Source organism: Ferrimonas sediminicola (assembly GCF_005116715.1).
In the GTDB taxonomy this organism is placed as follows: Bacteria; Pseudomonadota; Gammaproteobacteria; order Enterobacterales; family Shewanellaceae; genus Ferrimonas; species Ferrimonas sediminicola.
Map to the genome: position 1 here is coordinate 40227 of NZ_SWCI01000010.1, position 18290 is coordinate 58516.

Genomic DNA, 18290 nt, shown 5'->3' on the forward strand with positions numbered 1-18290 from the left:
AGTGATGAGCCATTTGATTAACGGCCAGTGGGTCGATGGCCTGGGCCATGAGATGCACTCGGTCAATCCGGCCACCAACCAGGTGATCTGGCAGGGGCGCAGTGCCACCGAAGAGCAGGTGGATGCCGCCCTCAAGGCCGCACGTGCCGCCCAGTTCCGCTGGTTTAGCCAGGGACTGGAGGCGCGCCTGGCGATCATCAACGCCTACAAGGCGCAGTTGGAAGCCAACAAGGAGCAGATGGCGCTGACCATCGCCGAGGAGACCGGCAAACCTCTGTGGGAGACCCGCACCGAGGCCGCCGCTATGATCGGCAAGGTGGGTCTGTCCATCACCGCCTACCAGGAACGCACCGGCTCCAAGGAGGGGGAGACCCCCGCCGGTCGCGCCGTGCTGCGTCATAAGCCCCACGGCGTGGTGGCGGTGTTTGGTCCTTACAACTTCCCGGGTCACCTGCCAAACGGCCACATCGTGCCGGCGTTGATCGCCGGCAACACCGTGGTGCTGAAGCCCTCCGAGCAAACCCCCAGGGTGGCGGAGCTGATGCTGAAGCTGTGGCAGGAGGCGGGCCTGCCCTCCGGCGTCGTCAACCTGGTACAGGGTGAGCTGGATACCGGCAAGGCCCTCGCTTCCCACCCGGAGATCGACGGCCTGTTCTTTACCGGCAGTTCCCGCACCGGTCACCTGCTGCACCAGCAGTTCGGTGGGGAGCCGGGCAAGATTCTGGCCTTGGAGATGGGGGGCAACAACCCGCTGATCGTTCGCCAGGTGGCCGACGAAGCGGCGGCGGTGCATGACATCATTCAGTCTGCCTTCATCTCCTCCGGTCAGCGCTGTACCTGCGCCCGTCGCCTCTACCTGCCCCGTACCGACCAGGGAGATGCCATCCTGGCGCGCCTGGTGGAAGCCACCGGCAAGATTCGCGTGGGCAAGTTTGACGCCGAGCCCCAGCCCTTCATGGGGTCGATGATCTCCGCCTCGGCCGCCCAGGCGATGGTGGATGCCCAGGCCAGGTTGCGCGATCTGGGGGGAGAAACCCTGGTTGAGCTGCGCCAGCTGGAGGCGGACACCGGCCTGGTGAGCCCCGGCATCATCGACGTCACCGCCATCGGCGATCTGCCGGACGAGGAGTACTTCGGTCCGTTGCTGCAGGTGATCCGCTACGACGACTTTGACCAGGCCATCGAGCTGGCCAACCGCACCCGCTACGGCCTCTCGGCCGGCCTGCTGTCCGACAGCCGTGACGAGTGGGAGTATTTCCTGGCCCGCAGCCGTGCCGGTATCGTCAACTGGAATAAGCAGATCACCGGCGCCGCCGGTTCCGCCCCCTTCGGTGGCATCGGCGCCAGTGGCAACCACCGTGCCAGTGCCTACTACGCCGCCGACTACTGTGCCTACCCTGTCGCCTCGGTGGAAGCGGATCGGGTGTCCCTGCCCGCGACCCTGGCCCCGGGCCTGGAGATCTAGAGGAGCTTATTGGAAATGGATATTCAAAACCTGTTCGGCCAGCTGTGGCAGGACTATCTGAAGCAGTGCCCCAGCGCCGACCAGGTGCACCAGTTGCTGGGCAGGGGCGAGGCGATCATCAACGACCATGTGGCGTTCCGCACCTTCCGGGCCCCGGGTCTGGGGATCGACAAGCTGGCCCAGCACTTCCTGGCCCTGGGCTATGTGCAGAAGGGGGAGTACCAGTTCGAGCAGAAGAAGCTGTACGCCCGCCACTATGAGCACCCGGACAGCACCCAGCCTAAGGTGTTCATCTCCGAACTGAAGCTGGAGGAGTGCAGCGAGCAGCTGCAGCAGATCGTCGCATCGCTGCTGGCCCAGCTGCCCGAGGGACTGGTCGATGATGTGGCTCACGTCTACGGTGGCGCCCCGTGGAAGGCCACCCAGGAGCAGTACCGCACCCTGCTGGCGGAGAGCGAGTACGCCGCCTGGCTGGCAGCCTTCGGTTTCCGCGCCAACCATTTTACCGTCAGCGTCAACCATCTGAGCGAGTTCGGCACCTTGGAAAGCGTCAACCGCGCCCTGAAGGAGGCCGGGTTCGAACTCAACGGCTCCGGCGGCGAGATCAAGGGCAGCCCCGAGGTCCTGCTGGAGCAGTCCTCCACCCTGGCCGACAAGGTGGCGGTCACCTTTGCCGACGGTCAGATGGTCATCCCCGCCTGCTTCTACGAGTTTGCCCTGCGCTACCCCATGGCCGATGGCGAACTCTACAGCGGCTTCGTGGCCGCGTCCGCCGACAAGATCTTCGAGTCCACCAACGCCCGTTAGAGTCAAAACTCGGCAGGGGCGCCGCCAGGCGCCCAGTTTCAGGCATTAAAAAACCCCGCATCGGCGGGGTTTTTCGATTCTGAGCCCTGTCCTTAGCGAGTGCCGTAGACCACGATGGTCTTTCCGTGCGCCTGGATCAGGTTCTGCTCTTCCAGCATCTTCAGGATGCGGCCGACGGTCTCACGGGAGCAGCCGACAATCTGACCGATCTCCTGGCGGGTGATCTTGATCTGCATGCCGTCTGGGTGAGTCATGGCGTCGGGCTGACGGGCCAGGCTCAGCAGAGTCTGGGCGATGCGGCCAGCCACATCGAGGAAGGCCAGGTCGCCCACCTTCTGAGAGGTGTTTTGCAGGCGGTTGGCCATCTGAGCGGACAGCTTCATCAGGATGTCAGGGTTGACCTGAATCAACTGACGGAACTTCTTATAGGAGATCTCGGCGATTTCACAAGGAGACTTGGCGCGAACCCACGCGGTCCGCTCTGGCTGCTCTTCGAACAGGCCCAGCTCTCCGATGAAGTCACCCTGGTTCAGGTAGGACAGGATCATCTCCTTGCCCTCTTCATCCTTGATCAGTACCGCGACGGAGCCCTTGACGATGTAGTACAGGGTGTCGGACTCTTCACCGGCGTGGATCAGAGTGCTCTTGGCTGGGTACTTGTGGATGTGGCAATGGGAGAGGAACCACTCAAGAGTTGGATCCGGTTTTGGCTTGCCAATTAGCGCCATAAGTGCTGTCCCTCAGTTTGGTAAGGAAAAGATAAACAACTCAGAATTCTAGGTTCAAATGTTAAATAGGTCTAGCCCAAAGCTCTATGACCTTGATCCAAGTTTTTTATATCCATTGAAAAAAAAGCTCGGATTAAGAAGATGATCTGCCCGAAAAGACCCAACTTGGTCAAACAACATTACTGATGACGGGATCCTGGGTTATTTCAGGTCAGCTCAGCTCTCCGTTATTTCCCTGTTCAAACTGCTCTTTGATCAGGGTTTGTTTACGCTGCTGTATCAATTTTTTGATCACCGGCGTCAAGATCAGCTCCATGGCCAGCCCCATTTTGCCGCCGGGGACCACCAGGGTATTGATCCTGGACATAAAACTACCCTGAATCATCCTCAAATAATAGGGGAAATCCACATCTTTCAGGCCGCGGAAGCGGATCACCACGAAGCTCTCATCGTCGCTGGGAATGTCTTTGGCGCTGAAGGGGTTGGAGGTGTCCACCGTGGGGACCCGCTGGAAATTGATGTGGGTACGGGAGAACTGCGGGGTCATGTGGTTCACATAGTCCTCCATGGAGCGGACGATGCTGCCCATCACCTTCTCCCGGCTGTGGCCCCGGTCACCGGTGTCGCGGATGATCTTCTGGATCCACTCCAGGTTGACGATGGGCACCATGCCGATGAGCAGGTCCACCTTCTCGGCCACGTTCACCTCGTCGGTGACCACTCCGCCATGGAGTCCCTCGTAGTAGAGCAGGTCGGTGTCGGCATCCAGGGGCTGATAGGGGGTGAAGGTGCCGGGCATCTGGTTGAAGGGCACCGCCTCGTCGAAGGTGTGCAGGTAGCGGCGTACCTGGCCCTGGCCAGATTGACCATAGGTCTCGAACAGCGTTCCCAGGGCGGGGAAGTCGTTGGCTTCGGGACCGAAATAGCTGATGCTCTTGGCCTCCTCCCTGGCCCTGCGGATTGCCAGCTCCATCTCCGCCCTGGTGTAGCGGTGGAAGCTGTCCCCCTCCACCAGCGCCGCCGTCACGCCGAGCTGGCGGAAGATGTGTTTGAACGCCTTGGTGGTGGTGGTGGTGCCGGCGCCGCTGCTGCCGGTGACCGCGATGATGGGGTGCTTGGCTGACATATCCTTGGGCCCTTCCCTGTTGTTGGTCTTTTGTTATAAAAGTGTTGGTCCGGTGGGTCAAGGGTCGGCGCCTTCAGGCGGGGAGGCCGCAGGCCACCTGATCCGCCGGGCGAATCGCCACCGACTCCTCCTCTTCGCTGTACTCCACCACCAGTTCACCCCGCCTGAGGGCGGCTTCCACCCTCGGCAGCGCCTCGGCCAGCACCCGGTCGTCGGTCTGGTCGAAGCCCTGATCGGTGATCTGCTGCAGCAGGAACTCCCGCATCAGGTTGGTCAGCGCCTCGGCGGACAGGCTCTGTTTCAGTTGGTCGTAGGGGATCAGCATGGTCAGAACTTGTATCGGATCTTGGCCACCAGCGCCACATCGGCACTGTTGTCCGGGTATTTGAAGTTCTCCATGATAACCCCTTCCAGGGCCAGATTGCGAACCTGGTAGCGGTAGCCGGCATTGATCTCGTGGACCGAATTGGCGAACTGCCCCAGATCCGGCAGGATGCCGTCGGAGGCGTTGTACTCCAGCAGCAGTTGGTGACGCTCGCCGAAACGGCGGCGGTAGCCCAGGCCCCAGTGCCAGCTGGATCCCTCCATGTCGAAGCCGAAGATGGCGTCGCCGTCTGTCCAGGCCATGGCACCCATCAGGTAGAGGGCATTGCTGCGCCAGGCGTACTGGTAGTCCAGTTGTACGCTGCCATCCCAGCCGCCACCGCTGCGGGGGTTGGTGTCGTCCTCGTAGGCGACCACCACAGTCCCACTCAGATCGTGGCGGTGGTGGTGGTAGAGGGCGTAGCCCAGGGAGAGCTCCAGCTGACGGCCGATCGCCTGACCACTGAAGTCCTCGATCAGCAGATCCGCCTTGGGGATCTCCAGATAACTGCGGTGTTTGGCCACCTGGTCTCGGCCGTTCTGGGAGATGCCAAACAGCTTGTGGAAGGAGAGGGTCAGCTGATCCAGGTGGGCGTCATCCGTGGTGTGGCTGGCGATGGAGGCCCCCAGCTGCCAGCGGTCAGACAGGCTCCAAAGCAGGCTGAAGCGGTATTGGATGGTGTAGTAGTCCATCAGGTAGTCATCGTCGACGGCCCAGATGCTGGCGGCATAGAAGGCGGCGTCGGCCACCAGGTCGCCCTGGGTGTAGCTGGCCGGGCGGAAGATGGGACTGAGGACCAGGGACTTCACTGGTGCCTGGGAACGCACCATCAGCGGACCGTCGGCCCAGTAGCGACCGTGGGCCGGTGCGGTGGCCAGCAACAGGCCACCGAGGATCCAGACAGCTTTCATCCCAGCCTCCTTTGCGCACTCTTTAGGATCTCAGTGTAGGAGGCGGACGGAGGAAGTGCCGGATTTATGGGGATTCATTCAAGAAACTCAGCGCCCTGGGCTCGAGGTAGAAGGTGGGGCGCCACAGGGGGCCACCGCTGATAAAGCCCACGTGGCCGCCGAAGGGACACAGCTCCAGGGTGACGCTGGCGGCCAGTTCATGGGGCGCAGGAATGACGGCGGCGGTCATAAAGGGATCGTCGGCGGCGTGCAGCACCAGCAGGGGGGTTCGAACCCCCTTGAGGAACTGCTTACCGCTGGCGCGGCGGTAGTAGTCGTCGGCGCCGTCGAAGCCGTGCAGTGGGGCGGTGACCCGGTGGTCGAACTGGTAGAAGGTGGTCAGTCGGTCACACTCCTCCAGATCGATCGGCATGGCGCTGGCGTGAGGACCGTTGAGTTTCTGGCGTATCTTGCCGCGCAGCCGGGTCAGCAGGTGGTGCTGGTACAGTCTGGAAAACCCCCGCTCCATCCGTCGGGCACAGGCGGCGAGGTCCAGTGGCGGCGATACCGCCACCGCCCGCCGGATCAGGCTGGCCTCTCCCCGCTCTCCCAAGTATTTGCACAGCAGGTTGCCACCGAGGGAGTAGCCCACCGCCAGGATCGGTCGGGAACCAAACCTCTGGGTCAGGTGGGACAGCAGTTGGCCCAGGTCGGCGGTTTCGCCGCTGTGGTAGGTGCGGGGCAGGCGGTTCAGTTCACCGCCGCAGCTTCGCTGGTGCATCACCAGGGCGCAGGCATTCCGGGCATTGAGCCGGTGCAACATTCGCCTCACATAGTGTGAGTCGGCCCCCCCTTCGAGGCCGTGGAGGATCAGATAGAGGGGCCCCTCTGCGTTGCGGTTGAGCCAGTCCAACTGCAGGAAATCACCGTCATCCAGGGTAAAACGCTGCCGGGTCAGGGGCAGGGGGGCGGGTCTGACCATCAGCGGCCAGATGGTCTGCAGGTGCGGGTTGCGCCACCAGAGGCTAGGGGTAAATGGGCCGGTCATCCGTGTCGTCGAATCCATGAGGGCAGGCTGTTAAGGGTAGCCGAAACCGCAGGCCAGGCAAAAGAGAGGGCCCCTTGAGGCCCTCGGTGGGTTAGGGCACCGCCCTGAGGGCGGGCTGGTTGATCGCCTGGCTGGCCAGATCAAACAGCTCCGACAGCTGTCCCAGCAGCTCCGAGGGCAGGTCCCCAGGATTGAGGTCATGGGCCTGCAGGCAGGCGGTGAGATTGTCTCCCTCCTGCTCCACCCTGAGGTGCTGCAGCGCCTTGACCATCAGCCGTTGACTGCGTTTCTCCATCACCAGCTCCACCTCCAGCATCTGGCGGTAGCTCTCTTCCGGCAGGCTGGTCTTGGCCAGCTTGCGCAGTTGGCGGTAGGGGCCGACCATCCTCTGCTCCCACTCGTCCTTGGCCTTGCGCAGGGTGGTGAAGCGCTCACCGTCGAGGAACATCTGCTCATGTTCCATCAGGATGGCCAACAGCAGCAGGTTGGGGTCGATATGGTACTGATCCTGCATCAGCAGGCAGATCTGCCGCGCCTGTTCATGCTGCCAGATCTTGTCGCCGAACTGCCACAGGCTCTCGTGACTGATCATTCTATTGCTCCTTCGCGGTGTCCCGGATGGCTTCCATCTGTTCCTGAATCTCCAACCACTCCAGCTCCTGCTGTTCCAGTTGGGATTGCAGTTCGCCGCGCTCCTTCAGCAAGCCATTGAGTTCAGATTTACACTCCTCGCTGTAGAGGCGACTGTCCGCCAGGGACTCTTCAATCTCGTTCAAACGAGTGTGCAATTTTGACATCCGTTTATCGATGGCAGTTTCCAATTTTTTGAGGGGCGACAGCTTTTGGCGAAGTTCCGCCTCGAGGCGCTTGCGATTTCGCTTCTGTTCTGACTGCGAGGGGCCGCCATCGGCGGCCTCTGACGTTCGGGCCTGCTGAATCAGCCACTGGTGGTAGTCCTCCAGGTCACCGTCGAAGTCGTTGACCCGACCGCCGTCCACCAGGTAGAACTCGCTGCAGGTGGCACGCAGCAGGTGACGATCGTGGGAGACCACCACCATGGCGCCATCGAACTGCTGCAGCGCCAGGGTCAGCGCTTCTCTCAACTCCAGGTCCAGGTGGTTGGTGGGCTCATCCAGCAGCAGCAGGTTGGGTCGCTGCCAGATCAGCAGTGCCAGCACCAGCCGCGCCTTCTCGCCGCCGGAGAAGGGGGCCACCGGCTCCTTCGCCTTGTCGCCGCTGAAGCCGTAGCCGCCCAGGTAGTCCCTCAACTGCTGCTCGTTGGCATCCTGGGCGATCAGCGCCAGGTGTTGCAGCGGACTCTGCTCTGGGTGCAGGGTTTCCAGCTGATGCTGGGCAAAGTAGCCGATCTTCAAGGCTGGGTTGGGGGCCAGCTCGCCGCTCATGGGCTTGAGCTCTCCGGCCAGCAGCTTGATCAGGGTGGACTTACCGGCACCGTTGCGCCCCAGCAGGCCGATGCGGCTGCCCGGCACCAAGTTGAGCTTGATCTGCTCCAGCACCGTCTTGTCGCCGTATCCGCCCTGGACCTGTTCCATCTGGATCAGCGGGTTGGGTAGGGCGTCGGGCTCACGAAAACGGATATTGAAGCTGTTCTGGGCATGCAGTGGGGCCAGCTCAGTCAGTTTCTCCAGCGCCTTGAGGCGGCTCTGGGCCTGGCGGGCCTTGCTGGCCTTGTAGCGGAAGCGGTCCACGAAGGATTGCATGTGGGCCCGCTGGCGCTGCTGCTTCTCAAACTGGGCCTGCTGCTGGGCCAGTTGCTCGGCGCGTTGGCGCTCGAACTGGCTGTAGTTACCCTTGTAGTGGTTCAGCTTTTGATGCTCGATGTGTACCACCTCGCCCGCCACCTGATCGAGGAAGTCGCGGTCGTGGCTGATTAGGATCAGGGTACCGGGATAGCGTTTGAGCCACCCCTCCAGCCAGATCAGGGTGTCCAGATCCAGGTGGTTGGTGGGTTCGTCCAGCAGCAGCAGGTCTGAGGGCACCAGCAGGGCCCGGGCCAGGTTGAGGCGCATCCGCCAGCCACCGGAGAAACTCTTTACCGGCTGGCCCTGAGCCGCCTGGTCGAAGCCCAGGCCGTCCAGCAGCTCCGCTGCCCGGGCGGGGACCTGATAGCCGTGGTAGGCCTCGAAGGCATCGTGGGCGGCGGCGATGGCCCGGCCGTCGCCGCTTTCCTGGGCCCGGCCCAACTCCTGCTCCAGGCCGCGGTAGCGGCCGTCGCCGTCGAGCACATAGTCCAGGGCGGTTACCGACAGTGCCGGGGTCTCCTGGTCCACGGTAGCCATCCGCCACCCCTTGGGCAGGCTCAGGTCCCCTGCATCCGGGCTGACCTGTCCGGTGAGCATCGCCAGCAGGCTGGACTTGCCGCAGCCATTGGCGCCCACCAAAGCCACCTTGTGGCCGGGATAGATGGTGAGAGAGGTGTCATCCAGCAGCCGCTTGGCGCCGCGGATGAGTTGCACCTGATTTAGCGTTATCATGGGTCCGGTATTCAGATAGGAAGTGGCCGCAGTGTATCACAGGCCAAAGGAGAAAGATGACCATGGACGCCACCCGCAAGAAGCGGTTTATCGCCGGGGCCAGCTGCCCCCAATGCCAGGCCATGGACAGCATCATGCTGTTCACCGAGCAGGGGGTGGAAGTGATGGAGTGTGTCGAGTGCGGCCACCAGCAGCGTCGGGCCGAGGCGCCCGCCGAGAAACGGGCAGGCGCCGGCCAGGTGATCGGGGTGTTTAACCCCGATTAGAAGCGTCGCACTCCCATGCCCTACAGGCCTAGGAAGGAGCGGTTCTTCTGCTTGCGGATCTCCTTCTCATCCGCCCATTCGATGAGGCCGCTCTCCAGATCCATCAGGCGCATGGTCATCTTGTAGTAGACATCCTTGGTGGAACCATCCTGCTTGACGATGCTGGAGAGGTTACCGTACAGCATGTACTGGGCGCCGATTTGACGGCCGAACTGGATGGCGGTGGCCGGGTTCACCAGGCCACCGTTGTTCTGGAAGTCCAGCTGCCTGCGGACGGTTTCCACCTTGGTCATGTCCACGAAGCGGAACTGACCGCTGCGCAGAAGACGGGTGCTGATGGTATCGGTGATGGACTCGGTGTCGATGTGTTCCGAGGTTTTGTTCTTGATCTTGTCGACAAACACCACGGGACGGCTGTCGCCGGTGAGGCGGATCACCGAGGGGGTGGTCAGCATCGAGTCCACCATCTTGGCGGCCACCGACTGCAGGTCCGAAGAGCCAAACTCGACGGTCACGGTCTCGGTCTCCGTGGCGTCCCGGTACTCCACCTTGGACTGGCAGCCGCCGAGCAGGGCGATGGCCGCGACGGCCATGATCAGTTTTACGCTTTTCATCTTGGGTCTTCCTCTTACAAAATCACTGAGTGCATCCGGATCCCCGGGCCGGCTTTTACCGCCCACACCAGGGTGGTTCGTCCCGCTCTGACCTCTACCGGCTGCGGGTTGCCGTCGATGGCCAGCCGATACTGGCCCGGAGCGACCGCCTTGGGCCACATCCATGCTTGGTGGGGCAGGGTAAGCCAGCTGCGCCGGTCCGCCTGCTCCGTTAGGGCATTGAAAATCTGCATGGCGATGGCGCCCACCTCGCCCCCCTTCTTCTCCGCCCACTGGTTGGTGCCCGCCTTGGCGGCCACCCTCAACGCCTGGCGCAGGACGATGGCGGGGTACTGCTCCTGCAGGGCGCGTATCGCCAGGGTGTCGATCTCACCGATCAACTGGGCCTCGCCCCGATGCCGCTCACTGCCCTCCAGGCTCAGCTCGACCCGGGCGGGGACGGCCTGGTTTCCCCGGTAGGTGGGCAGGGAGACCTGCTGGTAGTAGCCGTCGATGGTGAAGGGCAGGGTCACCGACTCCTTAGCGGGGACGTAGCCGGTCTCCAACAGCACCACCAGCCGGCCCTGGCCGGCCCCGACCTCGGAGGGGGCACCAAACTGCCTGCGGGCGTCGTCACAGTCGATGGCCAACTGGCAGGAGAGGCGGACATACTCCGCCGCCAGCAGCCCGTTGTCCGGGTAGGCCTGCAGCGCCTTGCGCAGATCGATCAGGGCGTCGTTGAGCTCACCCTGGGCTTCGAACAGCACTGCGTTCTGATACAGGGTGTAGCCGTTGATAAAGGAGTGGGTGGCGTTGCCCCCCAGTGACGCCAGCCTGGCCAGTTCACGGTTGAGGCCGGCGCTGCGCAGGGTCTTGATCTCCTCCCTCTCCTCATAGGCCCTTAGGGCCAGGGTCTGGGCCTGGTCGGCCCGCCGGGCCTCCACGGTGGCACCGGTCAGGTCGCCACTGAGCAGGTAGTTGAGGGACTGGTACTGGTGTACCAGGATCCGCTCGTAGGCCTGGCCCGGGTAGGGGATCAGGTTGTCGGAGAGGGTCGCGCCCGCCGCCTGGCTGGTGAGATCGCTCAGGCTCACCAGGGCGATCCAGTCTCGCTGGTCATACAGGGCCAGGGCCTGGTCGAAGTAGCGACGGCTGGCGTCGAAATCACCCTGGAGCTGGGCCACCCGCCCCGCCTCCTGGGCATAGAGCAGGCGGTCCTGGCCCTGGAGGCCGGCTTCCAGGGGCTTGAGCGGCTGACCCTGGCCCCTGTTCAACTGGGCCTTCACCTCGCCCATCTGGGCCGGGTAGGGCAGGAACAGCGAGTTGGAGGCGCAGCCTCCCAGCAGCAGGGCCGTCAGCGCCAGGGCGCCGAGTGCGACTTTCATCGGCCTCGCTCCCTCAGCCATACCTCGGTGGCCAGCAGATCCCGGTTGTTGTCCACCCGGTCCAGGAAGGTCAACCCCTGCAGGTGATCCAGCTCGTGACAGAAGATGCGAGCGGCGAACCCCTCCAGCCTGGTGTGATGCCGGTAGCCGTCGAGGGTGTCGAAGCTGACCTTCACCCACTGCGGCCGGGCGACCAGGCCACGGATCCCCGGCACCGACAGGCAGCCCTCCCAGTCCCGCACCCGCTGTGGCGACTGGGCGGTGATGGTCGGGTTGGCCATCACCAGCGGAGCCATCTGCGGCGCGTCCGGATAGCGTGGGTTGGGTCTTGAGGCGACGATCATCAGCGCCAGGCTGTGGTGCAACTGGGGGGCGGCGATGCCGACGCCGCCCCGGTCGGACATCACCTGCATCATCGTCTCCGCCAGCCGCTCTATCTCGGCATCGGGCAGGCTGACTGCCTGGGCGGACTGGCGCAGCACCGCCTCGCCCAGCAGGGCGATGGTCAGTGGATGGCTGGTCCGGGGCGTGGTACTCATATCAGTAATGGGGGGGTGGGGTCTCTTCCGCCTGGGTGGCGATCTGGCTCGGGCCGGTGGCCATCATCTTGTCGGCCAGCTGCTTGAGCTGACGCTGCATCAGATCCAATCGCCGGTTCAGCTCCACCACGGTGTGGTTGAGGCTGTCGATGGTCTCCTCCTGGAAGGCAACCTTGGTTTCCAATTCACTGACTCTCTGTTCGGTTAGGGACATACTGCTGTGCTCAATAAGAGTTGACTCACTATCATAGAGGAATGGCCCATCGGTTGCATGTGTGGATGTGCAGGGTTTGGACTGCAGCCCCTGAGACCCTGGGTTACACTGTAGGTCGTGATCGTGAAAGTAAGACCCTGATATGGAATATGAGTTCAAGCAAGGCCTCACCGGAGAGCGGGAGGCACGGCTCTCCATGGGCCATGAAGCGTTCGGCCGGCTGCTTACCGAGGAGCTGGGCCGTCCCGAGCGGGTGAGCGAACTGCTGGAGACGCTGATGCGCACAGATGGCCTGGCGGAGAGACGGATCGGCCTGGGGGAGTGGACCCTGACCCTGGAGCTGGGGGAGATCCTACTGAGTCACAACGCCCTGGGCATTGCCGAGGAGCAGGAGCTGGATCCCGAAGTCGAACTCTACGATCAGGAGAGTGAGGCCTGCTGCGGCCTGGAGGATCTGTGCCAGCTGTTGGAGAGCTGGCAGCAGTTCCTCGGTCGTTAGGGGCCGCCCACCTTCGCCGAATTACCTCTGCAGTACCTTCACCGCCAGCTCCACCCGGGAGCGGCAATCGGTTTTCCTCAGCAGGTTCTTCACATGCACCTTGACCGTGCCCTCGCTGATGAACAGTTTCTCCGCCAACAGTTTGTTGCTCATCCCCTCGGCGATCAGCCGGGCAATCTCCTGCTCCCTGGGGGTGAGCTCCTGCCACCAGCTGTCATTGTCATCCGCTGAACCCTGCAGGTAGGCCTGCAGCCGCTCGGTGATCACCTGCCTGCCGGTGAGCACCTGCTCCACCTGGTCGAGGATCTGTTCGGGCTCGCTGTCCTTGAGCAGGTAGCCGTCGGCGCCGGCCTGGATCAGGGCGCGGACGTCCTCGGCGGCATCGGAGACCGTGAGGATGACGATGTGGCTGGTGATCTCCTCCTGGCGCAGGGCGTTGAGGGTGTCCAGGCCGGACATCCCCTTCATGTTCAGATCCAGCAGGATCAGATCCGGCTCATCCTCAGCGACCGCCGCCAGGGCGTCCACCCCGGAGCCCACTTCGGCGAACAGGTTGTAGCGCTCGTCCAGGGTCAGCAACTGACAGATGCCTCTGCGCAGCAGGGGGTGGTCATCCACGACCATCACGCTCCAGGGCTTACTCATGCTTATCGTCCTCTTGTGGTCTGAAGGTCACTTTCACGCACAGGCCGCCGCCGGAGTTGGAGATAAACTGCAGTTCGCCTCCGAGCTTGCGTGCGCGCTCGTGCATGATACCAATTCCGAAATGGTTTTCTCTCTCTTTCAGGTTTTCAATCCCTACGCCGGTGTCGCAGACGCTCAGCTCGATGCGGCCGTCGTCGGTGGAGAGGGCACTCAGGGTGATGGTGTCGGCGCCGGAGTGCTTGATGGCGTTCAGTACCGCCTCCCGGCTCAGTTGCAGCAGGTGGACATGCTGCTGTGGTGAGAGAGAGGGGGTGTTGAGGTGGTAGTCGAGCAGCAACTGGCTCTCGGTGCGTGCCTCCAGCTGCTCCAGCATCTGTTCCAGGCTGGCACGCAGATCCTGCTCCGAGATGGTCAGGCGGAAGGTGGAGAGCAGCTCACGCAGCTGCTGGTAGGCCTGGTTGGTGCCGGAGACGATCTCCTCCATCGCCTGATCCCGCAGCTCCCGGTTGCCGGCGGCAATGGCCCGTTTCAGCAGTGAGGTCTGGATCTTCATGTAGGCCAGCACCTGGCCCATGGAGTCGTGCAGCTCCCGGGCGATGGTGCCCCGCTCCTCCATAAGGGTCAGTCGCTCACGCTGTTGACTGGCCCGGTCCAGCAGCACCGCCCGGGCGACGATGATGGCAAAATTGTGCAACATCTGCGGCGGCAGGGGGTGATGGCCGATCAGCGCCAGGGTGCCCAGACGTTCGTGCTCAAACACCAGGGGCTCGGTGGTGGAGATGGGGCTGTTGCGGCTGGGATCCCCCAGGGCCATGGTCAGGTCGCTGCGCCCGTCGATGGCGAGGGTGACCCCATGGGCGCCGGTGTGCTTCTGCAGCCGCTCCAGGGCCTGAAGCATGGAGTCGGCGCCGAGGCGGTCCCGATGGAACCACAGGGAGGTCTGGTAGAGGAACAGCAGGCCAGCGTTGGCCTGCTCCAGTTCCCGGGTCTTCTCCTCCACCTGCTGCTCCAGGTTGCTGTAGAGCGCCTCCAGTTCGGCGGCGGTCTCCTTGAAGGTGTCGCTCAGGGTCTGCAGCTCATGGTACTCACTCTCGGGCAGATCCAGGGTGAACTTGCGGCGGCTGATGGAGAGGGCCGCCTCCTCCAACTGGTGCAGGGGGCGCAATACCCGTCTGCCCACGGCCCGCATCAGCAGGAACCCCATGGCCATCACCGTCAGCAGCCCCAGAAGCTGGGTGGCCAGCAGCAACAGGATCTTTTTCTCCGCCTGGTTCTCCAGCATGTCCACCAGCATGTCGATCTCATCGACAAACTGGCGCACTTCGTTGACGTAGGCGCGGGAGTTGCCGTTCATGGCATACAGTTTCATCTGATGCCAACTGGCGATCACCTGATCGTACTGGGCATGGGTGGAGCCGGGGTTGTACCAGCTGCGCGCTTTCCCCAACTCGTCCGAATAGAGGATCTCCTCGAACTCGGCGATCTTGCGATCCACCACCGAACTGCCGGAATTGGCCAGGAAGATCAGCTGATAGGAGCGCATCCGCAGTGAGCCCGAGGCGTTGATCGCCTTAGCGTCGTCCACGCTGTACATCAGGGTGATCACCGAGAAGACCGCCAGGCCGCCAAAGATGAAAATCACGCTGACAATCAGTGACAACACTGTGGTGGAGAGGCTTTTGTTGTGGCGCATGACGGGCCCTGTTGACGAGGTTTGCTGCAAGCCTATCGCCAAGCTTCGGTAAATGACAAGAGAAGTGGATGATTAACGGGCGAAATTGGCCAGGTACTCTATCCTTAGGTGGCCACCCAAAACAGCAATAATGGAGCGCAATCGTGAACAGGATGAAACTCATTGCGGCGCTGATCTGCCTGGCTGCGCCGCTGGCCACCGCCAAAGAGGTGACCGAAGCGGACAGCAGTAAGTTCGCCAAATTCAGCAAGCAGTACGCCAGCTGGCAGCAAACCGAACAGAGCCGGGAGATCGTCGACGCCCTGGCCGAGGACCCCAGGCTGGTGGTGCTCTGGGCCGGATACGGCTTTGCCAAGGATTACAACAAGGCCAGGGGCCACCATTACACCATTACCGACCTGCGCAATACCCTGCGTACCGGGGCCCCGACCGGCAAGGAGGATGGCCCCATGCCGATGGCCTGCTGGTCCTGCAAGAGTCCCGATGTGCCCAGACTGATCGATACCCTGGGTGAAAAGGAGTATTTCCACGGCAAGTGGGCCAAGCGGGGTGACCAGATCACCAACGAGATCGGCTGTGGCAACTGCCACACCAACAAGGGCAAGCTTCGGTTGTCGGTGCCCTTCGCCGAGCGCGGCCTGGCCACGGTCGGACTGGAGTGGCAGAGTGCCTCAAAGTCTGACAAGCAGACCATGGTCTGTGCCCAATGCCATGTGGAGTACTACTTCACCAAACCCGACGTGATGGTGAAGTTCCCCTGGGATAACGGCACCTCGGTGGAGGCGATGGAGGCCTATTACGATGCCCTGGAGTTCAAGGACTGGACCCATGGCCTGTCCAAGGCGCCGATGCTTAAGGCGCAGCATCCGGGATTCGAGACGGCCCGCACCGGTCCCCACGGCCGCAACAATGTCTCCTGTACCGATTGCCACATGCCGCGGGTGACCAATGCCGAGGGCAAGAAGTTTACCGACCACAACGTGGGCAACCCTTTCGACCGCTTCGAGTTCACCTGTGCCCGTTGTCATGAGCAGGGCAAGGAGGCGCTGCAGGAGGTGGTGGCCAACTACAAGAAGATGGTCACCGACCTGAAGATTCAGGCTGAGGATCAATTGGTCAAGGCTCACTTCGAAGCGAGGGCGGCCTGGGATGCCGGGGCCACCGAGGCACAGATGAAGGGGGCCCTGACCGCCATCCGTCATGCCCAGTGGCGCTGGGATTACGCCATCGCGTCCCACGGGGTGCATGCCCACAACCCGGCCGAGGCGATGCGGGTGCTGGGCACCTCCCTGGAGCGCAGTGCCGAGGCCCGTGCCATGCTGGCTCGGATCCTGGCCGCCAATGGGGTCACCGCCGAGGTGCAGTTGCCGGACATCTCCACCAAGGCCAAGGCCCAGGCGGTGGTCGGACTGGATATGGATAAACTCCGTGCCGACAAGGCGGCCTTCAAGGAGACCCTGGTGCCCCAGTGGGACAGGGACTACCCAGGTAAGACTGACTAGCCGGCAGATCCTGTCGCAAGCCCCGCCCTGAGCGGGGCTTTTTTGTGGCCTCCTTTGCTGCACCAAAAGGGTGCGCGGGGCGCATAGGTGTGCGGTCTATGGTGCATGGTCAGTCACTTTGTCTGGGGTGTATTTAAATAAGTTCATGTTTTATTTAGAAAAAGAAAAAGTGGCACGCCGCTTGTAGAGAGTATCACATCAGCACTGGATGAGGGATTGGGAAGATGAAATTGGTAAGCGTCATTATCAAGCCGTTCAAACTGGACGATGTGCGGGAGGCGATCGCCGACCTGGGGGTCGACGGGCTGACGGTGACCGAGGTCAAGGGGTTCGGCCGCCAGAAGGGGCATACCGAGCTCTATCGGGGGGCCGAATACCAGGTGGATTTCCTGCCCAAGGTGAAGCTGGAGATCGCCACCTCCGCCGACAAGGTGGATCACCTGATCGAGGTGATCAGCCAGGCGGCTCACACCGGCAAGATCGGCGACGGCAAGATTTTTGTTTATGACCTCGAGCGGGCGGTGCGGATTCGTACCGGTGAGCTCGATGCGGAAGCGATTTAAAGGGGGACGAGAGATGGAAGAGTTAACCAAGCTGGGCACCACGGTGTCTGAACTGCGATTTGCCCTGGATACCTTTTACTTCCTGATGTCCGGCGCCCTGGTGATGTGGATGGCGGCGGGGTTCGCCATGCTGGAGGCGGGATTGGTGCGCTCCAAGAACACCACCGAGATCCTCACCAAGAACATCTGCCTGTACGCCATCGCCTGTGCCATGTACCTGCTGGTGGGTTACAACATCATGTACGTGGACAATGTCGAGGCGAGCTGGCTGCCCAGCCTGGGTGGCCTGATTGGCAGCCAGGGGGCCGATGCCGACCATGCCCTGGAGTCTGACTTCTTCTTCCAGGTGGTGTTCGTGGCTACCGCCATGTCCATCGTGTCCGGTGCCGTGGCGGAACGTATGAAATTGTGGGCATTTCTGGCGTTTGCTGTTGTCCTTACCGGCTTCATCTATCCAGTTGAGGGATATTGGACCTGGGGGGGTGGCTTTGTTTCTGAGCTGGGATTTGTGGACTTCGCCGGATCCGGCATCGTCCACATGGCCGGTGCGGCAGCAGCAATCGCCGGGGTGCTCCTCTTAGGCGCCCGTAAGGGCAAGTATGGGGCCGATGGCAGCGTCCACCCCATTCCGGGATCCAACATGCCGATGGCCACCCTGGGAACCTTCATCCTGTGGCTGGGCTGGTTCGGCTTCAACGGTGGCTCCCAGTTGATGGTGTCCGACGCCGAGAACGCCACCGCCGTGGCCAAGATCTTCGTCAACACCAACTCCGCTGCGGCCTTCGGATCCATCGCCGCCCTGGTGGTGTGCAAGCTGATGTGGGGCAAGGCGGATCTCACCATGATCCTCAACGGCGCCCTGGCGGGCCTGGTGGCGATCACCGCCGATCCGTTGTCGCCCTCCCTGCCCCTGGCCGCCATCATTGGCCTGATTTCCGGGGGACTGGTGGTGTTCTCCATCGTCGCCATGGATAAGGTGAAGCTGGACGACCCGGTGGGGGCCATCTCGGTGCACGGTGTTTGCGGCGTGTTCGGCTTGATGGCGGTACCTCTGTCCAACGGTGACGCCAGTTTTGGGGCACAGGCCCTGGGGGCCATGGTGATCTTCGGCTGGGTGTTCGCGGCCAGCCTGGCGGTGTGGTATCTGCTGAAGAAGACCATGGGGATCCGGGTCAGCGAGGAGGAGGAGTACCGTGGTATGGACACTGCGGATTGTGGCATCGATGCCTACCCTGAGTTTGTCACCGTCAAGGGAGCGAACTGACTCCATAACAATAACAACAACTCTCTCTACTGCAGTTGCGCCCTCCATCGGAGGGCGCTTTTTTGTGAGTGATTGATCTTTAATCATTTTCGTTGAAGGCATGAGGCAGAGCAAGATCTGTGTCACCGGCTTAGGGCAGACTGACGGGCGGCGATTGCACCGGCGGTGATCGCCGGGTATTTTGTAATCTAATCGGAGTTCGGA

General features: G+C 62.4%; 20 protein-coding genes. 7 read left to right on the plus strand and 13 right to left on the minus strand.

Annotated features, from left to right (window positions below; all coding sequences use genetic code 11):
- Positions 1-4: 4 nt before the first annotated feature.
- Both astD and FCL40_RS14040 read left to right on the plus strand, forming a co-directional pair.
- Complete coding sequence (astD, locus tag FCL40_RS14035; RefSeq protein WP_136853931.1) at positions 5-1465, plus strand: succinylglutamate-semialdehyde dehydrogenase; 1461 nt, start codon at positions 5-7, stop codon at positions 1463-1465.
- 9 nt (positions 1466-1474) lie between these two features.
- Positions 1475-2272, plus strand: coding sequence for a DUF1338 domain-containing protein (locus FCL40_RS14040; protein WP_136853932.1), 798 nt, complete (start codon positions 1475-1477; stop codon positions 2270-2272).
- A gap of 92 nt (positions 2273-2364) precedes the next feature.
- Here FCL40_RS14040 and crp read toward each other — a convergent pair whose 3' ends face one another.
- The 7 genes from crp to FCL40_RS14075 form a co-directional block, all read right to left on the minus strand.
- The gene (gene crp, locus FCL40_RS14045; RefSeq protein ID WP_028109677.1) at positions 2365-3000 is read right to left on the minus strand and encodes a cAMP-activated global transcriptional regulator CRP; all 636 of its coding nucleotides are present in this window, start codon (positions 2998-3000) and stop codon (positions 2365-2367) included.
- A 211-nt stretch (positions 3001-3211) separates the two neighbouring features.
- Positions 3212-4126: a phosphoribulokinase gene (locus FCL40_RS14050; RefSeq protein ID WP_136853933.1), complete on the minus strand. Its 915-nt coding sequence runs from the start codon at positions 4124-4126 to the stop codon at positions 3212-3214.
- 73 nt (positions 4127-4199) lie between these two features.
- Positions 4200-4451 carry a YheU family protein gene (locus FCL40_RS14055; RefSeq protein ID WP_136853934.1) on the minus strand — a complete coding sequence of 84 codons (252 nt, stop codon included), beginning with the start codon at positions 4449-4451 and terminating at the stop codon, positions 4200-4202.
- 2 nt (positions 4452-4453) lie between these two features.
- A complete protein-coding gene (locus FCL40_RS14060) occupies positions 4454-5401 on the minus strand; it encodes a DUF3187 family protein (protein ID WP_136853935.1) in 948 nt (315 codons plus the stop codon).
- 64 nt (positions 5402-5465) lie between these two features.
- Positions 5466-6428 (minus strand): hydrolase, encoded by a 963-nt coding sequence (locus FCL40_RS14065; protein ID WP_136853936.1) that lies wholly within the window; start codon positions 6426-6428, stop codon positions 5466-5468.
- A 91-nt stretch (positions 6429-6519) separates the two neighbouring features.
- Entirely contained in the window at positions 6520-7020 is a 501-nt protein-coding gene (locus FCL40_RS14070) for a TIGR02444 family protein (protein WP_136853937.1), read from the minus strand.
- Between the two features lies 1 nt (position 7021).
- The gene (locus FCL40_RS14075) at positions 7022-8923 is read right to left on the minus strand and encodes an ATP-binding cassette domain-containing protein (protein ID WP_136853938.1); all 1902 of its coding nucleotides are present in this window, start codon (positions 8921-8923) and stop codon (positions 7022-7024) included.
- Positions 8924-8979: 56 nt separating this feature from the next.
- On the opposite strand from FCL40_RS14075, the gene FCL40_RS14080 reads away from it, so the two are divergent.
- A complete protein-coding gene (locus FCL40_RS14080) occupies positions 8980-9189 on the plus strand; it encodes a YheV family putative zinc ribbon protein (protein WP_407644155.1) in 210 nt (69 codons plus the stop codon).
- Between the two features lie 20 nt (positions 9190-9209).
- Here FCL40_RS14080 and lpoB read toward each other — a convergent pair whose 3' ends face one another.
- Genes lpoB through FCL40_RS14100 form a run of 4 tightly spaced genes read right to left on the minus strand, consistent with a single transcriptional unit; the run spans position 9210 to position 11920 of the window.
- Positions 9210-9803 carry a penicillin-binding protein activator LpoB gene (lpoB, locus tag FCL40_RS14085; RefSeq protein ID WP_136853939.1) on the minus strand — a complete coding sequence of 198 codons (594 nt, stop codon included), beginning with the start codon at positions 9801-9803 and terminating at the stop codon, positions 9210-9212.
- 14 nt (positions 9804-9817) lie between these two features.
- Positions 9818-11167, minus strand: coding sequence for a COG3014 family protein (locus tag FCL40_RS14090; RefSeq protein WP_136853940.1), 1350 nt, complete (start codon positions 11165-11167; stop codon positions 9818-9820).
- Positions 11164-11706, minus strand: a complete 543-nt coding sequence (gene def, locus FCL40_RS14095) for a peptide deformylase (protein ID WP_136853941.1) — start codon at positions 11704-11706, stop codon at positions 11164-11166. Before def ends, FCL40_RS14090 begins: the two co-directional genes overlap by 4 nt.
- Position 11707: 1 nt before the next feature.
- Complete coding sequence (locus tag FCL40_RS14100) at positions 11708-11920, minus strand: SlyX family protein (protein ID WP_136853942.1); 213 nt, start codon at positions 11918-11920, stop codon at positions 11708-11710.
- A 142-nt stretch (positions 11921-12062) separates the two neighbouring features.
- Here FCL40_RS14100 and FCL40_RS14105 point away from each other — a divergent pair, with 142 nt between their 5' ends.
- Positions 12063-12419, plus strand: a complete 357-nt coding sequence (locus FCL40_RS14105) for a YacL family protein (protein WP_136853943.1) — start codon at positions 12063-12065, stop codon at positions 12417-12419.
- Between the two features lie 21 nt (positions 12420-12440).
- On the opposite strand, the gene FCL40_RS14110 is transcribed toward FCL40_RS14105, so the two are convergent.
- Both FCL40_RS14110 and narQ read right to left on the minus strand, forming a co-directional pair.
- Entirely contained in the window at positions 12441-13064 is a 624-nt protein-coding gene (locus FCL40_RS14110; RefSeq protein WP_136853944.1) for a response regulator, read from the minus strand.
- Positions 13057-14757, minus strand: coding sequence for a nitrate/nitrite two-component system sensor histidine kinase NarQ (narQ, locus tag FCL40_RS14115; RefSeq protein ID WP_136853945.1), 1701 nt, complete (start codon positions 14755-14757; stop codon positions 13057-13059). Before narQ ends, FCL40_RS14110 begins: the two co-directional genes overlap by 8 nt.
- 152 nt (positions 14758-14909) lie before the next feature.
- On the opposite strand from narQ, the gene nrfA reads away from it, so the two are divergent.
- From nrfA to FCL40_RS14130, 3 genes are all read left to right on the plus strand, one after another.
- Positions 14910-16259, plus strand: coding sequence for an ammonia-forming cytochrome c nitrite reductase (gene nrfA / locus FCL40_RS14120; protein ID WP_136853997.1), 1350 nt, complete (start codon positions 14910-14912; stop codon positions 16257-16259).
- Positions 16260-16483: 224 nt separating this feature from the next.
- Complete coding sequence (gene glnK, locus FCL40_RS14125; protein ID WP_136853946.1) at positions 16484-16822, plus strand: P-II family nitrogen regulator; 339 nt, start codon at positions 16484-16486, stop codon at positions 16820-16822.
- A gap of 13 nt (positions 16823-16835) precedes the next feature.
- Positions 16836-18086 (plus strand): ammonium transporter, encoded by a 1251-nt coding sequence (locus FCL40_RS14130; RefSeq protein WP_136853947.1) that lies wholly within the window; start codon positions 16836-16838, stop codon positions 18084-18086.
- The last annotated feature ends 204 nt before the right edge of the window (positions 18087-18290 follow it).